Below are 20,242 nucleotides of genomic sequence, written 5' to 3'. Positions count from 1 at the left end.
TTAGATGAATTTGTATAGTCGAGTATCCTAAGGCAAGTTTAAAAATATGGTATATCATTAAGGAATAATATACCATATTTTTACCCCACCACCTATTGCAATCAATTTCACTTTTGGTTGCCATACCCACAAGACGATGTTACTATTGACTTTGGTTTACTAAGTGCTAATTCTAAATAGGGAGACACCAATCTGCCTCCCTGTATATTTCCAATAATTATTTTGTTAAATCTATCGAATAATCGCATTTCCAGCCATGTATTTAGTGACATCAACAGTTACATTACCTGATCTATTAGCATTAAAGTATAGCCAATCTGTATTGATCACCACTAGCATAGCCAAGGGAACCATCTATCTTACTTTCAACTAAGTTGACTTCTGATTGCCTACCCACCAATTCCTGGATCTGTCGAATCTGTAGGGGTACCGTCCTCAATGGCAAGAAGATCATAATCAACCGTTGCTGTTTCCCAAGTATACATCAAGATCTCATATTCAGTGCCTTGTACAAGGTTCATCGTCCATTCATGGACATTGCCGTTTTGTCTCGCCCAACCCACTCTAACTCCTGTAGCCGCTTCATATAACACCCAGGTAATAGCGTCATTAGCACTAGGTACTGTTAATGTGATTGTAGTTTCTCCGGTTCCAAAAGCTGTAAAATAATGATTATCACCTGAGTTTTGACTAGTTAATGTACCACTAGTTTCAAGAATGATACTAGATTGACCTTCTCCTTTATCATCTTCTGTTATACGAATTGTAATTACCGTCGTATCTGTTCTGCCTTGATCATCCGTAACGGTTAATCTCACAGAGTAATTACCTGGTGTTGTATAGGTATGAGTCGGATTTGCTCTTGTACTCGTCGTTCCATCATCAAAATTCCAATCATAAAAGTCGATAGTACCATCTGCATCATATGAACCGTCACTTGAGAAATTAATCGTTTCGTTTACTATTGCGGTGCTAGGAGCACTAATGTCTGCTACAGGATCAAATCCAGTTCCGCTCCCCTCACCCGTACCAGTTCCTGGATCTGTCGGATCAGTGGGGCTACCGTCCCCAATGACAAGAAGATCATAATCAATCGTTGCAGTTTCCCAAGTATACACCAAGATCTCGTATTCAGTGCCCGACACAAGGTTCATCGTCCTTTCATGAACATTACCGTTTTGTATCGCCCAATCTACTCTATCTCCAGTAATCGCTTCATATAGCACCCAAGTAATGGCATCATTAGCACTAGGTACTGTTAAGGTAATTGAAGTTTCTCCGGTTCCAACAGCTGTAAAATAGTGATTATCACCTGAGTTTTGACTAGTTAATGTCCCATTTGTTTGCAATATGATTCCAGGTTCACCTCCTCCTGTATCTTCTTCTGTTATACGAATTGTAGTTACTGTCGTATCTGTTCTTCCTTCATTATCGGTAACTGTTAACCTAACAGAGTAAATACCTGGTGCTGTAAAGGTATGAGTTGGATTTGCTCTCGTGCTTGTCGAACCATCATCAAAATTCCAATCATAAAAGTCGATAGTACCATCTGGATCATATGAACCATCACTTGAGAAACTAACGGTTTCATTTACTAAAGCGCTGCTAGGACCACTAATATCTGCTACAGGGTCTGACCCTGTACCAGTCCCCTGATCCGGAAGTAATCCATGGAATACGACATCATATTCATAATCACCATTTGAATTCACTCTATGATTCACAAAATAAGCAGTGACCGTTCTATAGCCGCTCCATCGGTTATCTAAGTTTCCTAATACCTGATTTACAATATTGTTCATTGCTTCCCTATCATTTACTTCACCGTTCGACCTACCCCCAACATATCTACCTTCAATAGTATAGGTGTCAAAAAGATCAGAATTATAGGTGTTTTCTATTACATTACGTAAACTAATCTCATTTGTAATATCGGAACTTATGGTTGGTAGAGATCTATTAGAATGATTAACTAAATAATCATCCTCTACTAATACAACTCGCCCTCCATCATTGATCAAATTTTGAATATGATTGTGATATTCATCTTCTAAATTAGTGTTTCTTGCTAAATCATCCATATAATGATCAAACCCATCAGCATCTTCATTACTTATATATTGTTTTACATTATCAAAGATATCCATATGATGATTGTAAATAAAATCATAAAATGCGTAGGAATAATCGTAAATATCCCATAATCCATAGGTTCCGTGTAATACTTGATCCAAAGTATACCAGTCAGATGGATTTGAATGTATGTTTCCTATTTTTGTTGATCTAGTATCAATTCCTGTTCTAGTTGAACCAGCAAAAAACTCTCCTCCACCTTCTTCAACCCATACTAATCGATCATTGTTATATAAATCTGTATCACCCCACATGCCCGGCACTAAAAATCTGCTTTGAAGAAAATGAAAATATTCATGTCTAAATAGTTCTTCTAACCCATAAATACTATCTGTAGGTACTTCTCTATCCCATGTATAGAACGTACCCCAGCTTTCAATATAGATACCGCCATTATTAGTATCTAAACCATTCAAATATCGATTCATTCCATATTCATCACTATCATTATAAATAATGGCCGTTAATACATCATCTGGATTGCCAGTTTCAACTGGTTCATTTACTCCATATAATCGATGGAATTGTGCTTTAACTTCTTTTGATGCCCAATAAATTCTTTGAATATCTTCTTCAGATACTCTATCTCCTGCTTTAATTATGAATTCTCCATCATCAAATGTGTAATGATTTCCATAATAGTGATCTTCATAATCCGCTACGATCGATGGGTAGTTAATATTACCTCCTAAATCATCAACTGATGCTGCAAGCGCTAAATAAACTCCACCATAATAAGGATATACATTTAACGCATCATTTAATGTGTTTAAAGCGAAGTTAGCATTACTGTGGAACCTTCCCTCTTCAGTAATTACATAAACAGCATTATCAATCAACCATTCATGATCCGTGTCTGCAAACTGATTAAAATTTAAAATATAAGCTACTTCATTAAAAAAAGTATCAATTTGTCCATACCATGGAGCTTGGTTAGGAGTGTCATAAGGTCCAAAACGGTAATTATAATACAAATTATAATTCAAACCACTTAACAGAGCATATATGGCATTCGTTTTAGATGGATCAGTAATATAATTATCTACTCCATTATTAAAGTATCTAATGACAGAATAGGCTTCATCAAACATATCTATATCTGTTGTAGAATTACTGATTAAGTACCCTATCTGTGCCACGACTGCCTCCTGCGTATCCGTCCCAAGTGCAAAATCAGAATTGTTCATCACAGACAGAACTGCTGGAGTAATCTCTGCTCTGAATGATAAATCTTTCAAATAATCCATATCAGGATCATTAAAGTCCCATTGATATAAAAAGCCTTTATTTAACACTTCAATAAGAGTTGCGAGCCCTCTATCATCATTAGAGGTATATTGAGAACCTCTCTGTTCAATTTCATCACTGAGATATATAAGACGTTGTCTATCTCGATAAAATTCAACTACATCTTGACTATAAGTCCAAAAATCTGTTATTTCATCGGTATTTATCGTTACTAAAACATCTACTAAATTTGCATAAGATAAGCGATTAAGATCATCAAATGTGTATTCATGATTTGAAGCAATACTTACAGATAGTGTATCTATTGCCCGTTGTCCATCAGCTCTTGTAGGTATCGCGGGACGATATCGTTCAATGTTAGAACTATTTTTTACATGAATACTTTTTTCATATTGAAAAGTTTGAATTGGAGAGGCTGGGGCTCGTAATTCTTGACTCATACTCTGTTCTTTGGAATGTTTTGCTAAAACATTATAATTTGAGGGAAAAATAATGCTGATAGAAAGTAATAAAAGAAACATTTTGCCTATTAATTTGTTCTTAAATATTTTCATAGAATACCTCCACTTTTTATTTTTTCAAAATTTACTACAAGAAATAATAGAAATGCACCACCTCCTTTCGATTCTTGATATGACAGCCTTGTCAACTTTAGATAATCCATCTAATTGTACTAATGTCATTTCTGTCTTCATAATTGTTTTAGCTCCTTTTTTGTTATTTTCCCATTAGCATTTTTTAGTATAGTCTATAATTATAGTTATTTATTAATAAATAATATAATAAAACTATTTATGTATATTCTAGAATAGAATGGAACTGTGTAAAATATGTAAAAAGAACCGAATTAATGAGAAAATCGGTTCTTTTTACATATTTTGAACAAATTACGTCTTGTCGTTTAGTTGCTGGTTCCACACCTTATAGTCCTTGAAACCCACTCTTGGAAATTTTATATAAAAAAATTATTGCAATATCACACAAAAAATTATTTTATAATTATTATGGGATGTTTGAAAAATTTTTTCTGATATCCTTAAGTTGATTTAGTAGCAGCTAAGCTGTGACTAGGTGCAAAATAAAATCATCTGAAAAATCATGTGATTATATTACATTCATTTGATAACGGATGAAGAATGGATTAAACTTCACAATAATATGATTTCCGATGACCACGAGTTTATCTATCTCACGTCCATTGAAGTTGATGAATTTATAAAAAATACTATACAAAATGTTAAAGAATTATTAAATCAAAAGATGAATTTACAGCTTAAGGTTTAAGATTTATTATAGAAACGAGGTTCGGATTTTGAATAAGGTTACAGTCAAAAAAATCCCGATAAATGTTAAAATAACGGTTTCTGAAAAACATATGGACTTACCACAATCTCTACAACAATCTATTAATTTATATTGGGACTCTCTCATTAAAAGTGGAGAAACGTTCCATAGGGGCGACATATTTTCAATAAAAAAAATCAAAGAAACAGAAAATGAATTACTCGTTACGTTGCATAAAACTGATTTTGCTCATTTTCTATATACTAAGCGTCACAACATACAAGAAAAATTCAGTTGCCCTGTTATAGTTGCTAACGGACTTATATTAACAAAGGATAACTATTATATATTAGGAAAGATGAATAACCAGACGACTAATCCAACCCGTATACAATTTATAGCAGGAGGGATAGACAATAACGACATACATGGAGATACTGTAGATATGTTAGGTAGTCTTATTCGTGAAGCTAAAGAAGAAATTGGAATCGATTTAAAAGAACAAAATCTAGTGGCAAAAGTAGAACCACGATATCTCGTACATTGGGGAAATATAGCTCTCGTTTATTTCATTCAATTAAACATGGATTCATTAGAATTTCAAAATCGGTATGAGCAATTTGAAATAGCTCTACACGAAAAAGGGATAGATCCAGAATTTTCATCCATTGTATTATTATCAGCAGATAGTGACTCAGTTTCAGATTTTTTCAAATATGATAATAACCCAAAATTAGATTTTCTAAGTCCTGTCTTGAAAGAAGAATTGAAGATTAAATAGTTTTTTTACATTAAACTAACGAAATAATACATAGAAACAAAGAATAAAAAGTCGGTTCCTTAGATTACAGGAATTCGACTTTTTGGATTGGTAGCATATATACTCGATCTAGTGATTCATCCCTTCTTCTCAGGTATTGCTCACTTTATGATAACTGTTCTATTAAACTTTCAAAAAATTTTATTTCTTCATTTTTCAATTTTATCAACCTTTCCCTTACCTTTTTGATTGCATTTAAATCTGTTTTTTCTGTATTCATATGCAAGTAGGCAACTTTCAAAAAGAGATTTCTTAATTTCTTCGTTTGATCCTCAACCTCTTTAAGCATGTTATCCAATACAGGATAGTTACCTAACAAGTTCAATTCATTTATATATTGCAAGTGTTTTTTCAAACAGGATTTATGCTCCCATAAGATGTGAAATGGACGAATATCATACACTATATCCGCTTCTTCCAAATAAATTGTATAAATTTCTAAATTTTTATATACATCTATCCCAAAATCAAACTGATCAACATTCGTTCCAAACATACGATATCGATCATAATGTAAATCCATCGCTCTATTTCCTTGCAAATAATCTTTAAATGTTTGTAGATTGGTTTTTGCGTCATACTTGTAATCAAATGAATCTCTAGGTTTAACTAAATAATTGTATTTTAAATAATCCTGTGATACCACGAGCGTGTTAAAAGAGTTAGCATAATCTTCAAAACCGATTTTACCAAAAGCCAGTTTGCCATCCTTATCAAAATATGCAATTTCAAATGACTCTTCTACTTTGTCAAAACCAAAAATCAAATTGCTATGAGGAAAATCTCTAAATTGATAAGCTCTCGTATTTGGAACATAAAATTCATTTAGATGCGTAAAAAAATAATATCCATCATTGATCCAATCTATCGTAAATTCAACAATATTGTTGGTATACTTTAAAATGAGTTCCCTATAAATAATCTGATAATAAACTAATGGGTTATCATCTAACGTCGGGTTATAAGCATCAAATTCAAACCAATCTGCATAAATATATTTTTCATGCAATGATTGAGTATGACATCTTAATTGTACGTAATTAGAAAATACCCACGGAATAGAATTTTCTATCGTACTAATAATGGCTAAGTTAAACGCATGTCTGGGATAAGAGGTGATCATTGGATAATTGACTTTCAAACTTTTTTTCATGATTAGTTTTCATTCCTCTCAATTAAGGTAATTAAAACGACTCTTTATCTGCAAATAAACGGGTACATCGATTACATACATTTAAATTACGTGTTTTTAATACCTCTCTAAATTTCGCAACCTTGTCCCCAGTCCAGATCTCTTCAAAGGATGATTCGTGAATATTTCCAAGTTTATAGTCTGGAAAATCAACACAAGGATATACATCTCCTGTTCTGCGAATGATAAGCTCATGCCATGGAGCTAGACATTTAGATCTACCAAAAACATTCTTTATATTATTAAAATACTCTTCTACATCTACAAAATTTGAACTGTCTACTCCTTCACTCTCCCAAATATCTTCCAGGTCATTTTTTAAACGTTTCGTATCAATACCGATAGGGTCTTCGACAAATCCTTCCCAAGCAGGGGAAACGTCGCAATCTAACAATTCCTTCATTTCTATCGCATACTGCTTACCTTTCTCACGTGTCGTAAATAATAGAGGCCAAAAATTTACGGATAGGTCTCTTGATTTTATCCAAGGATTCATCGTATCATGAAGAATGATTTTTTCATTGCTAAATCGATCCCTTAGCGCTGATAGGAATGGTTTTGCGCTTTGATAGTTGTATTTAGAAAGCGTCATATTAATATTTATAAAAGGAAACATTCTTCTTCTTTTCTTTTTCTCTTTAATGAGCAGCTCAATATTTTCACATATTTGCTGAAAACTCCCCTTGCCTCTAATCGAATCATGATATTCCTCGGGTCCATCAATAGAGATATTCAACGCAACCACATTATTTATAATTAAATCGATTTTGTTCTTGATCAATGAGCCGTTTGTAAGTACGTAAATCGTAACCTTTTTACTTCTTAAATACTCTACTAATTCTGTAAAATTTTTATACAACATAGGTTCACCACCCGTAATGATAACACCTATTTTAGGATTTACTTCCAACACCTGATCCATAAATTTTTTAATCACATCAATATCTAATTGTTCTTTGATTACCCTTTGTGGTTCTTTTAACGCCCAGCCTGTTTCCCCCCATATATGACAAAATGAACATCTATAATTACATAAATCCGAAGCAAAAATCGTAATTTGTTTCAATTTTGGAGTTAAATTCTGTACATGTTCTAGAAGTTTTTCATTACCTAAATCCCCAGCTTTTGTTAACATAATTCCATCCCCTTCTTTCACTTCATAAGAACTTATTATCCTGAAGTATGATTCTCAGGTGAATTTGAAATATAGTTAATAATATTGTTAATCGTTGAAAAATTACGAAAATCCAATTCTTCATCATCCCAAGTCATACCAAATTCCATTTCCGCTGCAATAACCAGTTTTATAAATGTCATAGAGTTAACTCCTAATACAGATAAATCATCATCAAGACCTAATTGATCTATATCTACCTCGTCACTTACTTCAAGATTTTCCTTCAACATGTTTAATACTTTTTCTTTTACATCAATTGACATCGATTTTCCCCCTCATTTGTCCTGTATAATGGTTTGTTCTAATTCAACATGTAATAACTCAAATAATTGCTTTTCATCCGTTGCTAGTTCAGTGAGCTTCTGGTAACACAAAGTAAAATTTTCCGATTTGTATACAGGTAAATACATAAACCTTACAACTCCTTTACGAATAAAATCCCACTTTTTAATTACTTGCTCCAACCGATTTGCAACCTCACTCCCTTCATGAAACAACTTTGTAAATCTATATTTTTCAACTTGTTTTGCAATGAGAATTTCATTTAAAAACTCTATTAGTTCATCCAAATTTCTCTTTAACTCAGCCTCTGAAGAAGTTTTTTGTTTAAAACTGTGCATAAAGAGATTGATGACTTCTAAACTTTCATAGATTTTGTGTTTATGAGTTAATAAACTATCTAAAAATATGTTTTGATAAAGCTCTTTGCTACCAATATGTTGACTGAAGTCATAATTCGATTTCTTTTCAAATATATAATGAGTAGGTGTAGTTCCATCCTCATTTACAAAATGTTCTGAAAATGCTTTACAACCTTTTTCTATATCAGAAAATGGAATTTTACATTTTTGATAGGTTAAATTTTCTCTGCGATCATGTTCAATGATATGAAACTGTTGTTCTTTTTCGTTAAAGCCGTAGACAAGTATCGTGTGATCTAAGTGCTGCTTTTGATAAGTATCTTTTCTTATTGATTCATAAAATGCATCTAACCATATAACTACCGGTTTTCCATCAGAAATACACTGCTTCAGCTCTTCTACAATATTGCTATTATCGAATCTATGATTCACAAGCAACCCTACCTGATCAAAAATTTGATTTAATGGCTTTGCTTCAGCGTATTGAATACTAAAATTTTCGGTTTCTTCTTGTTCATACTTATAAAGAATCATATCGTTTAATAAAAAATACATAATATCTCCACCAAAATGGTTTATAATTGGAAATAAAGAATTATAAAAACAACTTCTATAATATAAATCATTAAAAGGTTCCATTGGTTCTATTGTGATTTCAGGACCATTAAGATAAATAGCAAATTCCTTAATACTTCTATATTCATATATTTCATCCGAAGTTAGCTGAAGATCGTATTTTTTTTCTAAATCTACCTCCATTTTGATTGACAATATGGAATTTCCACCAATTTCAAAAAAATCATCATTGATATTTATTTCTTTCATTCCCAAAATGTTCGCCCATACATGAGCTATTTTTCTATGTAACGAGTTATAAGTTTTATCTTGCAATCCTGTTAAAACAATATCTTCTATACTAATCTCTTCTATCTCTATATGATCGTCTGAGTGATCTTGAAAATCCAAAGTACCTCGTTTATCATCACTGGCATCTTCAAGTATATTAGTACTTATCCAACACCTTGTTTTTTGAAAAGGATAGGCTGGTACGGGTACTTTCCTTCTCTGTTGAGTTTTGTATAAAATTGACCAATCAATGTCCGCTCCCTTCACAAACAAAAGACATAAGTTCCGAAGTGATTCTTTGTCATCTTTTTGAAAACCATGAGTTAACAACTCTACAACCTGCTCATCAAGATTCCTTTTTTTCGATATAGAAGTATGATCTTGTCCAGTCTGTAGCTTTTGTTTAGCAATGATACGGAAATTTCCATAATAAATCTCTTTATTTTGGATTTCTTGTAATTCAATACTAGATGAGAAATCTAGCTTTTGAAGCAAGTCCTGTTTGTTGCCAGCTATCATTGCTAATCTATATTGATAATGTGCTCTACCTGTATTTGAGGTATAACAAATATTTTTAATGTCGTTTTCGCATTCACTAAGGGCTATCACATCTCGATATTTATAAATTAATTCCTTTAAAGCAAACTGACTTTTTGCGGATAAAACAAGCAGATGAATTTCATCCATTTCAATAAACTGTGTTTTCTCCATATTTTGTTCAGTTTTTAAGGGAGCCTCTTCCAATACTACATGGCAATTTGTACCACTAAAACCAAAAGAACTTACTCCACATCTTCTTGGAAATTCTTCTGTTTCCCATTGAACTAATCTATCATTCACATAAACGGGAGAGTTTTCAAAAGCAATATTCCGGTTTGGTTTTGCAAAGTTAATCGTAGGGGGTAATTGTTTGTATTTTAATGCCGCAATTCCTTTCACTAATCCCGCTATCCCTGAAGCACTGTCCAAATGCCCAATATTCGTTTTCACTGAGCCAATTGCACAAAATTGCTTTTTGTTCGTGTATTGTCTAAAAGCTCTCTGAATTCCATCAATTTCAATAGGATCACCTAATTTCGTTCCTGTACCATGAGCTTCAATGTAACCGATTGTTTCAGGGTTAATTCCAGCATCCCTCCAAGCTTCCAAAAGTACTTGCTCCTGTGCAGCAGCATTCGGAGCCGTAATCCCTACAGACGAACCATCTTGATTAGAAGAGCTTCCCTTGATGACAGCGTAAATATGATCTAAATCCTTCAGAGACTTTTGCAACGGTTTCAACAACAAGGAAACTGTGCCCTCACCCCATACCGTACCATCTGATCGATCATCAAAAGTACTTGTATAATGACTGGAAGATTCGATACCAATTTCATAAACTCCATCTACAGGCATGAGACATACCTTCACTCCACCAGTGATCGCCATATCACACTCATTGTTTTTCAATGCCATACAAGCTAAGTGAACAGCTACTAATGAAGAGGAACATGCTGTATCTACTAGAAATGCAGGTCCTTTTAAATCCAACATATAAGCAATGCGACTAGCAATTAAAGATGGAGTATTTCCAGCACTAGCAATGCTTACATTTGAAGGCTGCTTTTTAGATATATATTGTCCATATACAGGCCAATCAGCGTATCCAAGGTATACACCTGTTCTACTTCCAGTGATTCTTTTACCTCCATAACCTGCATCATCAATACATTGCCATGCACTCTCTAGAAACAACCTTTGATTAGGGTCCATTAAAGCTGCTTCTTTGGGTGACAAGTTAAAGAAGGAATAATCGAACTGATCCACATCATCCAAGTACCCGCCATGGCTAAACTGAATGTCCTTTTCTCTTAAACTAGTAAATTCTTTAATGAAATCTAAACAATCCTTCTGCCTCTCATTCGGAAATTTTGTAATAGATTCTTTTTTATGTGCGATCAAATCCCAATATTGTTCTAGATTTTTTGCTTTCGGCATGTGAACCGAACATCCAATAATGGCTATATCATCGTTTACCTTTTCATTCATCCCCTCTAACTTGATAGACTTCAGCAGTTCCAAAGCGGTTTCTTTGTCCATCCTTCCCTTAGAGACTTTTTCAAATATCATTTGAGATAAATTTTCCATCGTAAACCTCCATAGCACGAAATTTGGATACAGCATCCTCTATTGTTAATTTTCCTGCTTCTACTTTAGAAAACAACGATAATATTTCTTTATCTAAATGAAGTTCATCAACTGAAACCTCATCTGATTGTCCAGTGAGGCTCATCATAAACTCGGATAACTTTGCAATGGTAGGATAAGAAAACAAATCTGCTATCGTAACTTGCATTGGAAACGATTGCTCTAACAATGTATGAACTTTTGTAATCAATATGGAGTCCCCACCAATTTCAAAAAAGTTATCGTTTACATCAAGTTCTTCATATCCTAATATTTGCACCCAAATTCCAGCGATCTTTTTTTCTATTTCCGTGTAATGGTTTTCTTCTTTCCCTTTTAATTTAAGTGATTGGTGGGAAGTACTCTTAATTTCAAAAGTGTTCATTCTCTCATCCATGTTTAGTTTATCTCGTAATTCTGCTGTATATTTAAAAGGAAGAACATCCTCAAGTTTAAATAACTGACTGCTTATATTTAAAGCTCCGATGTATGTTTGCTTTATGTTTTGATTTAAAAGACGGTCAAAAATGCTAAGTCCTTGAGTTACTGTCAACACTTTAAATAATTCCTTACCCTCTTCAATATCTTCCCCCTCAGCAAGTCCTGTATTTTGCCACGCAGGCCAGTTGATTACCATTGTATTGCCTTTGTTACGATTTCTATAAGATGCATAACCATCTAAAAATGTATTTGCAACATTATAAGGACCCGAACCTACACCGCCTACTAAAGTAATAGCAGAGGAAAAAAGGATAAAAAAGTCTAACTGTTCTTCGGATAATAATTGATCTAATAAAACCGTCCCATGAACTTTAGATTCTATCACCCTTCTAAATTGTTGTTTCGTTAATTTGCCTAATAAGTTCCCTTCTCCGATTCCAGCAGCATGCATAACGCCATGAATATTGCCAAATTGTTGTTTTAGATTTCCTAATACATTTTTTAACGATTGTTCATCGGATACATCTACATCAAAACAGATCACTTTGGAACCTGTACTTTCTATTTCTTGTATCCCCCTCAATTTGGCACATAATTTTTTATTAGTATTTTCTTTTAATATACCTTTCCATAAATCACGTTCAGGCAGTTTCGAACGTTGAAGCATCGCAATATTTACATTCCCTTTTAAAGCTAAATGTTTTGCTATGTTGAGGCCAATTCCACCTAGACCTCCTGAAATGAGATATACGCCTGTTGTTTTCAATGCGATTGGCTTTTCAACTTCTTTTGATAATTTTAAAACATCCAATCGTTCAACATATCTATCCTGATTGCGGTAAGCTACTTTGTATTCATTTGAATGTGTGTGCAACTCATTTACAAGTGATTGGACCTGTGTATGTTGATCGATATCAATACATCTTACTTTTACATTTTTATATTCCCAACCGATGACCTTGCCTAATCCAAATAGAGCAGTGTTCTCAGGTTTCACAACCTGTTGTTCCTCGTTAACATCATTCGCAAAGTTGGATATCGTTATGATCTCAATCGGATTAAACATCTGATTTTTCACCAGTGCTTTTGTTAAATAAAACAAACTATAAACCCCATCGTTTAACTTTGCTTCTAATTGGCACAAGTTTAAATTTCTCTTTTCTTCTGAAATCGAAACCATATGGAGGATATGTGTGATATTCACAGTCTTCAATTGTTGCAGTAACTTAACATAATCTGCTTCAGATGTTGCTTTTTGTTTACCTATGTCCACTTCAATGACTTGATGTCCTTTATTTTTCAGTTTTTCAGAAATTTGATTTCCAAGCCCGATTTTATTTTTTAAAATTAAATAAGTTCGGTTTGTTGACCTTACCTCTTTTTCAATAACAAGTGGTGCTTTCTCCCAAATCGTGTGGTAATAATAATTTTCATTATGAAATTCATCCTCTTCATCAGGGAAGTTAAACCAACATCTCTTTAAGTCAAACAGGGATGTGGGCAGACTTATTTTATTTCTTTTTTCATATTGAAATAACTTACTCCATGGGATATCCTCACCATCTATATACTTTTTTGCAATTTCCCTTAAACTAAATTCCTCCATTTTAGTGGATTGTACCTTTGACAGACCTAAATCTAATGCTGACAACTGCTCTATTAAATCCTCTATATCTCGTACAATCAATGCAATTCGTTGACTATAGTGATTTCTAGCAGTACACAACGTATAGCTTAAATCTCTGATATGAATTTGATGATTGTTTTTTAAATATTGTATATACTTTGATATTAGATGATTTAATGAAGATCTTGTTTTTGCCGAGAGCACAATAATTTGTGGTTTATCACCTGAATCGCTCTGTATCTCAGACTCCATTGCGGGAGCCTCCTCAAGTACTACATGACAATTTGTTCCACTAATTCCAAAAGAGCTTACTCCACATCTTCGTACCTTATTGTTATCTACTTCCCATTTACTCCATTGATCAAGAATATAAACAGGGGATGATTCAAAGGAGATTTGTCGGTTAGGTCGATTAAAATGCAGTGTAGGAAATAATTCTTTCATTTTTAAAGATAAAGCAGCTTTTAATAAACCTGCGATTCCTGCCGTACTATCCAAATGCCCTATGTTGTTCTTTATTGAACTTATGGCACAAAATTGTTTTTTGTCTGTATATTTTCTAAAAGCGCTTTGAATGCCTTCAATTTCAATAGGGTCTCCTAGTTTAGTTCCAGTTCCATGTGCTTCAATATAAGAAATAGATTCTGGATCAATTCCCCCTCTTTCCCATGCTTCCACGATCACATCAGTTTGTGCCTCCGCATTAGGTGCCGTAATCCCTATTGAACTACCATCCTGATTCATTGCACTGGATTTAATTACGGCATAAATGTGGTCTCGATCATCCAAAGCTTGACGCAAAGATTTTAAAACCATCACCACTGCCCCTTCTCCAGTTCCTGTACCATCCGAACTGTCATCAAAAGCTCTGGTTCTCGATGTTGAAGATTCTACACCGACCTCAAAATCTCTCACAGGTACCAAATGCAATTGAATACCTCCTGTAACCGCCATATCACATTCGCCATTTCTAATTGCTTGACAAGCTAGATGAACGGCAGCTAAGGATGAGGAGCACGTCGTATCTACAGTTAAGCTCGAACCTTTTAAATTCAAAATATAGGAGAGTCTACTCGCAATGATCGGTCTTACATTTCCAGGCATAGATAATGAAACTGCATCTGGCTCTATTTGTTGGATCATACTTTTATAATCTGAATCAGAACCATATCCTAAATAAACCCCCGTGCGACTTCCGTTCAATTGTTCCTCTGTATAACCAGCATCTTCTAAGGCACTCCATGCGGTTTGCAAAAAAATTCTCTGATTGGGATCCATTAAGCTAGCTTCTTTTGGTGATAGTTTAAAAAAAGAATAATCAAATTGATCAATTTCATCCAAATAGGCTGCTTCACTATATTGAATAGAATCATCCTGATTACGATGTTTGAAATACAAATCTGTATCTTTTTTTCTTGCAACAGGAATTTCTCTCACAGAATCAACGCTATTTCTAAGATTGCACAAGAAGGCTTCTTTAGTATCTGCCTGAGGCAATTTTAAGGATATTCCAATAATAGCAATATCTTGTTCAGCCACCTCCTCTGATTGAATATGAAACTCATCATCATAGGACATTTCATCTAACTTAATTGAGCTGAAATCCAACGTTCTCACCTCCAAAATGAATGATTGAAGTTTGAACAAATTCATTTAATAACAATTCGGTTCCTGAATCTTGTAAAATTTCATGATAACGCTCTACTTGCTCTTCCATCGGTGTCTCTTTTGTATCAAAGATCTGTTTTAACAAAAATAAAGCTTCTTTCATCTGTTTCAAATTAGGTAATTCTCCCGTTTCATCAAGCTCGTCCTGTATTTGTTGGATTTTTTTATACGGTTTAATGACTCCCTCTTCATATAATGTTTGATCCCAATTCCGATTACGTGTACAAACAGCAACTGCTAGACATTTCGTCACAACATTTTTTACTTTTTTACTGCTTTTCTCCTTCTCTATATCTGTTTCTAACTCTTGCTTCACTTTTTGAATATCTAGTAATTTTTCAAAAGGATAACTTATGAACGGACTGTCATTGTAACGCATCAAATTTGTTAATATTTTTTTAGGTCCAACTTCTATGGCTGTATCTATACCTTGTTGAGAGAGATACAATACTGACTCATCCCATTTCACAGGTGAAAACATTTGAGTCGTAAGATTTCCAATGACATCTTTCGGATTAGAATAAGGCTGTGCTGTCACATTCGATAGGATAGGCCATTTAAACGTACCATAATGGTATTTTTTTAATTCCATTTCTAATTTAATTGCGGCTGATCTCATTAATGGGCTGTGGAATGGTGCACTGACTTTTAAAACAGATAATTGTGCGCCCTTTTGCTTCAACAGATCAGCTGCTTTTTGTACTTGTTTACGATGGCCAGAAATCACAATTTGCTCTGGTGCATTATAGTTAGAAATAACTGCAAAATGCTCTGTTGTAGAAACTTGATTGCATACATCTTCTATTTCTTCTTTACTCATTCCTATTACAGCACACATTAATCCATGACCTTCTGCTGCGGCTTCTTTCATGAACAAACCTCTTTTTCTAACAAGCTGGATCGCATCAGTAAATGAAATCACGCCCGCACAGGTTAATGCTGAAAACTCTCCTAAACTATGACCTGCAGCATAAGCAGGCTGTAATCCAACTTCGTCCTCAAACACACGATATGCAGCTACACTTAAAGCCAGCAATGCAGGTTGCGTATTTTCTGTTTTTGTTAACTCTTGCATATCGCCCTCAATGCAAAGCTTTTTTACATCCATATTTAATACATCATTTGCTTCCTCAAAAACACTTCTGGCAATATAATAATGTTTCACTAATTCTTTACCCATACCTACGTATTGTGAACCTTGTCCAGGAAATATCAGAGCTAAATTTTTCAAATCGAATGCTCCTTTCTAGATGAAACCGTATTTTTGACAAGCTGATTTATAAGGTTCATATAAGCTTTTATCAAAAAACTCATCTTATTTTTTTTGAGCTTTCTATCATTATATTTAAAGGTAATAGTCAGCCTGTCTGTTCTCTCATCTTCTTCCACACAACACGAAATATCAAAAAATTCTAAAAACTTCGAATCTATGGATATATCTGTTTTAACGTGTATAAAAGGCAAGATGAAATTCTTCTCCTTATTTAGTGTTAAATGACGGATGGAGTTCAAAGTGTAGGTTTCTTGGTAGTTATCAACTTGTCTTAACTTGTTCACAACTTGAAATAACTGCTCAAAACCCCCTAGTTTGTTTAATTCTATATTAAGTGGGATTATTTTCTCCCCACATTCTTTTAAATACTGAACTTGAGCTGCTTTTTCCCCAGAAACTTCTGTAAACAAGTAAAGATACATGGCTAATAAAACATCTAATAGATTTACTTGATGGTTACTCGCTATCAAACGCATTGATTTAACAAAGTCAGATTCTATATAATAACGAACCTTATTCATCCCACTTGCTTGCATATTTATATGGAAATATTGACTAGGAAGTTTTTGATAGTTTAATATACCTACTACATCTACTTCTTGGTGTTTTTGATCAATAAGTTTTGCTAGTTTTGCAATCGTTGGATGATTAAATAAATCTACAATGTTTGTTCCCCAGTTAAAACGTTTTTCAAGTTGGGAGTGTACTTGCATGAGCAAAATCGAATTCCCACCTACATCAAAAAATGGATCATGAATGCCAACCTTCTCAACTTCTAATACTTCCTTCCACACCTGTTTAATCTTCTGTTCGGATTCACTAACGAAACTTTCATCATCCATAATTTCTTCGTTTATACGATCTTTACATTGAATTAATCGTTTTTTATCTAATTTGCCGTTGCTCGTTTTGGGAATTTTATCGATTTTATAAAAAGAAGCAGGAGTCATATAGTGAGGTAGCTTGTCACTTAAAAAATCTCTAAATTCAATTGAATCCACTTCCTCAATTAATTTGACATATGCAACGATTTGTTTCCGCCCACCGACATCATCCACAGCAAGAATGAACGCTTCCTCCACTGCGTGATGTGAACGAAGGTGAAATTCAATTTCACCTAGTTCAATTCTAAAACCTCTAACTTTGACTTGCTCGTCGTTCCTTCCAAGATATTGAATATTTCCATCTGGTAGCCATTTTCCCATATCTCCAGTTTTGTACATTCGCAAATGAGATTGAAATGGATTCATTACAAATTTTCCATTAGATAGCTGTTCATGATTTACATAACCTGCACCAACGCCATACCCTGAAATACAAATTTCACCATAAACACCTACCGGCATTAAATGATTCAACTCATCTAAAATATAAACGTTGTAATTATGAATAGGACGACCAATCGGTACATTTTTCATACTACCCTTCTCACATTGGTAATATGTTGCACATACCGTAGCTTCTGTAGGTCCATAAGTATTGTATACTATAGAATGCATTACCAAATTAGAAAAGAACTCATATTTCAGAATATCGCCACCACTAATAAATGTATGTACTTTTTCCAAACCTTGTTGCTTATTTAACTCATTTAATAACAGCGGTGAGCAAGAAATGATACTAATGTGGTGATCATGAATTAATCGTAAAAGTGTTCTTATATCCATAACCTGAAATCTATCAGCCATCACTATGCTGCCACCATTTAATAAGATAGGGTAAACTTCCTCAGCAAACTGATCAAATGAAAATGAGGACTGCTGAAGAATCACGTCATTTCTAGCGAGTTTAAATTCACGCTGAAAAGCATCCACATAATTTGATAAATTTGCATGTGTCACCTTTACTCCTTTTGGATTTCCGGTTGAACCAGAAGTGTATATAATATAAGCAATATTTCCAAAATAATAGGTGTTTTGTAAATTGGAAACTTCACCCTTATAAATATCTTCATCATAAATATGAACAACCAAACCATCAAAAATTATTTTTCCCTCAATGCTAGATTGTGTAATCCACACCTCTGCTTGACTATCCTTTAAAATATAAGAAATTCTCTCACTAGAATAGTTTTCATCAATTGGAATATAGGTTGCACCAGCTTTTAATATTCCTAATACAGAAATGATTAAATAAGCCGATCTTTCAATTGTTATAGCAACTCGATCGTTCGATTTAATCCCTTTTCCCCTTAAATATTTAGCCAATTGATTTGCTTTTTCATTGATCTCTTTATAGGTATACTGTTCTCCATCAAAAACCACCGCAATTTGTTTTGGTGATTGCTCTACTTGTTTTTCAAACATTAAATGGACCAAATTCATCGTCTCATTTTTAGCTATTAAAGGGTTAAAAGAATTAAAAATCTGCTCTTTTTCAACTTCCGTAACAAGTTCCAACTCACTGATTTTTAATTCAGGATGATGAATGATTTGTTTTAATATGTTAGTAAAATGCCCACCCATTCTTTGAATCATTTGCTTTGAAAATTTACTAGTATCATAAGAAAATTCTATCTCGAATAATTTGTCAAACGTTTTAATACCTAATGTCAGCTCAAAATTAGTCGTTTCTACCATGTCATAACCATCAATCTTTAACAAACTGTCCATCTGTTTACTTACATCAAGTGGGTAATTTTCCAGTACAACAATAGAATGAAATAGAGGATTTTCAGTATTGAATCCAACATATTTCTCAATATCAATTAAAGGCGTGTTTTCATATTCACTTCTCAATTGCAAGGATCGATCTACATCATGAATCACATCTATTACTGCATCGTTGTATTTTGAATGTACTCTTAAAGGTATAGTATGAATAAACAAACCTACCATTTCGTCTTCAACCGATTTTGTAAAATTGCTTCTTCCTGACACCGTTGTCCCAAAAACCACATCATTTGCTTGATTATATTTTTGCAGTAAAATCCCCCATGCGGTATAAAAAAGAGACGAAAGTGTGATGTCGTTTTGTTTTGTAAAATTAATGATTTTGTCAGTTTCAAGAGTATTCAGAGAAGTGACTACAATATCTTTTAAACTGCTCACCTGAACATGCTCATCGTAGGGTAAAGATGTAGATTGCTCAAAATGAATGAAGTTACTTTCCCAAAATAACTTTTGCTTGTGTTTATCCTGATTTTTATGCCATGAGATGAAATCTTTAAATTTCGTTTTGTTCTGCTGTAGAGGCCGATGATCAGCATAAAATTTTTTGTAAACATTCATAAATTCATTTAGTAGAATACTGTTACTCCATCCGTCAAACAGAATATGATGCCAAGTAATGATCATCTCACATCGATTTTCAGCTAACAAACAAACAATCACTCTGAATGGTGATGTTTCAATATCTACACCCTCTTGATTATCCTGCTCTTTTAAATTTGAAACTAATTCATCTTGTTCCTTTTCTGAATGATTTGAATAATCAACTACTTTTAATGGAATCTCTCTATTTTTCAGTACAATTTGTACTGGGTGTTTTAGTTTCTTCCATCTAAAAATCGTTCGCAACATTTCGTTTGTCTCTAATACATGTTGCCATGATTTTTGAATGCTTTTTACACAAATTTCTCCTGATAACTGTAAGCTTAACTGTTGAAAATACACATTTTTCTCTTTGTTTTTTAAATAATGAAACAACATCCCTTCCTGTGTAGGAGATAACGCTAAAATATTTTCAATATTTTCTTTATCTATTTTTTTATTTTCTGTCACCTTT

General features: G+C 33.6%; 10 protein-coding genes. 2 read left to right on the top strand and 8 right to left on the bottom strand.

Annotation, left to right across the window (positions count from 1 at the left end):
* Positions 1–389: 389 nt before the first annotated feature.
* Entirely contained in the window at positions 390–3,935 is a 3,546-nt protein-coding gene (locus tag VQL36_RS07115; RefSeq protein WP_349248638.1) for a collagenase, read from the bottom strand.
* A 565-nt stretch (positions 3,936–4,500) separates the two neighbouring features.
* Here VQL36_RS07115 and VQL36_RS07110 point away from each other — a divergent pair.
* Both VQL36_RS07110 and VQL36_RS07105 read left to right on the top strand, forming a co-directional pair.
* Positions 4,501–4,665 carry a hypothetical protein gene (locus VQL36_RS07110; protein WP_349248637.1) on the top strand — a complete coding sequence of 55 codons (165 nt, stop codon included), beginning with the start codon at positions 4,501–4,503 and terminating at the stop codon, positions 4,663–4,665.
* A 28-nt stretch (positions 4,666–4,693) separates the two neighbouring features.
* Positions 4,694–5,446: an NUDIX hydrolase gene (locus tag VQL36_RS07105; RefSeq protein WP_349248636.1), complete on the top strand. Its 753-nt coding sequence runs from the start codon at positions 4,694–4,696 to the stop codon at positions 5,444–5,446.
* 145 nt (positions 5,447–5,591) lie between these two features.
* On the opposite strand, the gene VQL36_RS07100 is transcribed toward VQL36_RS07105, so the two are convergent.
* Genes VQL36_RS07100 through VQL36_RS07070 form a run of 7 tightly spaced genes read right to left on the bottom strand, consistent with a single transcriptional unit; the run spans position 5,592 to position 20,238 of the window.
* Entirely contained in the window at positions 5,592–6,638 is a 1,047-nt protein-coding gene (locus tag VQL36_RS07100; protein ID WP_349248635.1) for a hypothetical protein, read from the bottom strand.
* 31 nt (positions 6,639–6,669) lie between these two features.
* Positions 6,670–7,812, bottom strand: a complete 1,143-nt coding sequence (locus VQL36_RS07095; RefSeq protein ID WP_349248634.1) for a radical SAM/SPASM domain-containing protein — start codon at positions 7,810–7,812, stop codon at positions 6,670–6,672.
* A gap of 35 nt (positions 7,813–7,847) precedes the next feature.
* Positions 7,848–8,117 carry an acyl carrier protein gene (locus VQL36_RS07090; RefSeq protein WP_349248633.1) on the bottom strand — a complete coding sequence of 90 codons (270 nt, stop codon included), beginning with the start codon at positions 8,115–8,117 and terminating at the stop codon, positions 7,848–7,850.
* A 12-nt stretch (positions 8,118–8,129) separates the two neighbouring features.
* Positions 8,130–11,468, bottom strand: a complete 3,339-nt coding sequence (locus VQL36_RS07085; RefSeq protein ID WP_349248632.1) for a beta-ketoacyl synthase N-terminal-like domain-containing protein — start codon at positions 11,466–11,468, stop codon at positions 8,130–8,132.
* Positions 11,440–15,183, bottom strand: a complete 3,744-nt coding sequence (locus VQL36_RS07080) for a type I polyketide synthase (RefSeq protein ID WP_349248631.1) — start codon at positions 15,181–15,183, stop codon at positions 11,440–11,442. Before VQL36_RS07080 ends, VQL36_RS07085 begins: the two co-directional genes overlap by 29 nt.
* Positions 15,164–16,474, bottom strand: coding sequence for an ACP S-malonyltransferase (gene fabD / locus VQL36_RS07075; RefSeq protein WP_349248630.1), 1,311 nt, complete (start codon positions 16,472–16,474; stop codon positions 15,164–15,166). The genes VQL36_RS07080 and fabD overlap by 20 nt, the downstream gene beginning before the upstream one ends.
* Positions 16,471–20,238, bottom strand: coding sequence for an amino acid adenylation domain-containing protein (locus VQL36_RS07070; protein WP_349248629.1), 3,768 nt, complete (start codon positions 20,236–20,238; stop codon positions 16,471–16,473). The genes fabD and VQL36_RS07070 overlap by 4 nt, the downstream gene beginning before the upstream one ends.
* Positions 20,239–20,242: the final 4 nt, after the last annotated feature.

The sequence above is a fragment of the Chengkuizengella sp. SCS-71B genome (assembly GCF_040100845.1).
Lineage (GTDB): Bacteria > Bacillota > Bacilli > Paenibacillales > KCTC-33759 > Chengkuizengella.
Note: the sequence above shows the minus strand (reverse complement) of the source record. Positions and strands in the feature narration are given on the sequence as shown.

Bases quoted from the DNA above. Each gene is read 5' to 3' on its own strand.
- VQL36_RS07100 (WP_349248635.1), bottom strand. From the start codon at position 6,638: ATGAAAAAAAGTTTGAAAGTCAATTATCCAATGATCACCTCTTATCCC.
- VQL36_RS07115 (WP_349248638.1), bottom strand. From the start codon at position 3,935: ATGAAAATATTTAAGAACAAATTAATAGGCAAAATGTTTCTTTTATTA.
- VQL36_RS07085 (WP_349248632.1), bottom strand. From the start codon at position 11,468: ATGGAAAATTTATCTCAAATGATATTTGAAAAAGTCTCTAAGGGAAGG.
- VQL36_RS07095 (WP_349248634.1), bottom strand. From the start codon at position 7,812: ATGTTAACAAAAGCTGGGGATTTAGGTAATGAAAAACTTCTAGAACAT.
- VQL36_RS07090 (WP_349248633.1), bottom strand. From the start codon at position 8,117: ATGTCAATTGATGTAAAAGAAAAAGTATTAAACATGTTGAAGGAAAAT.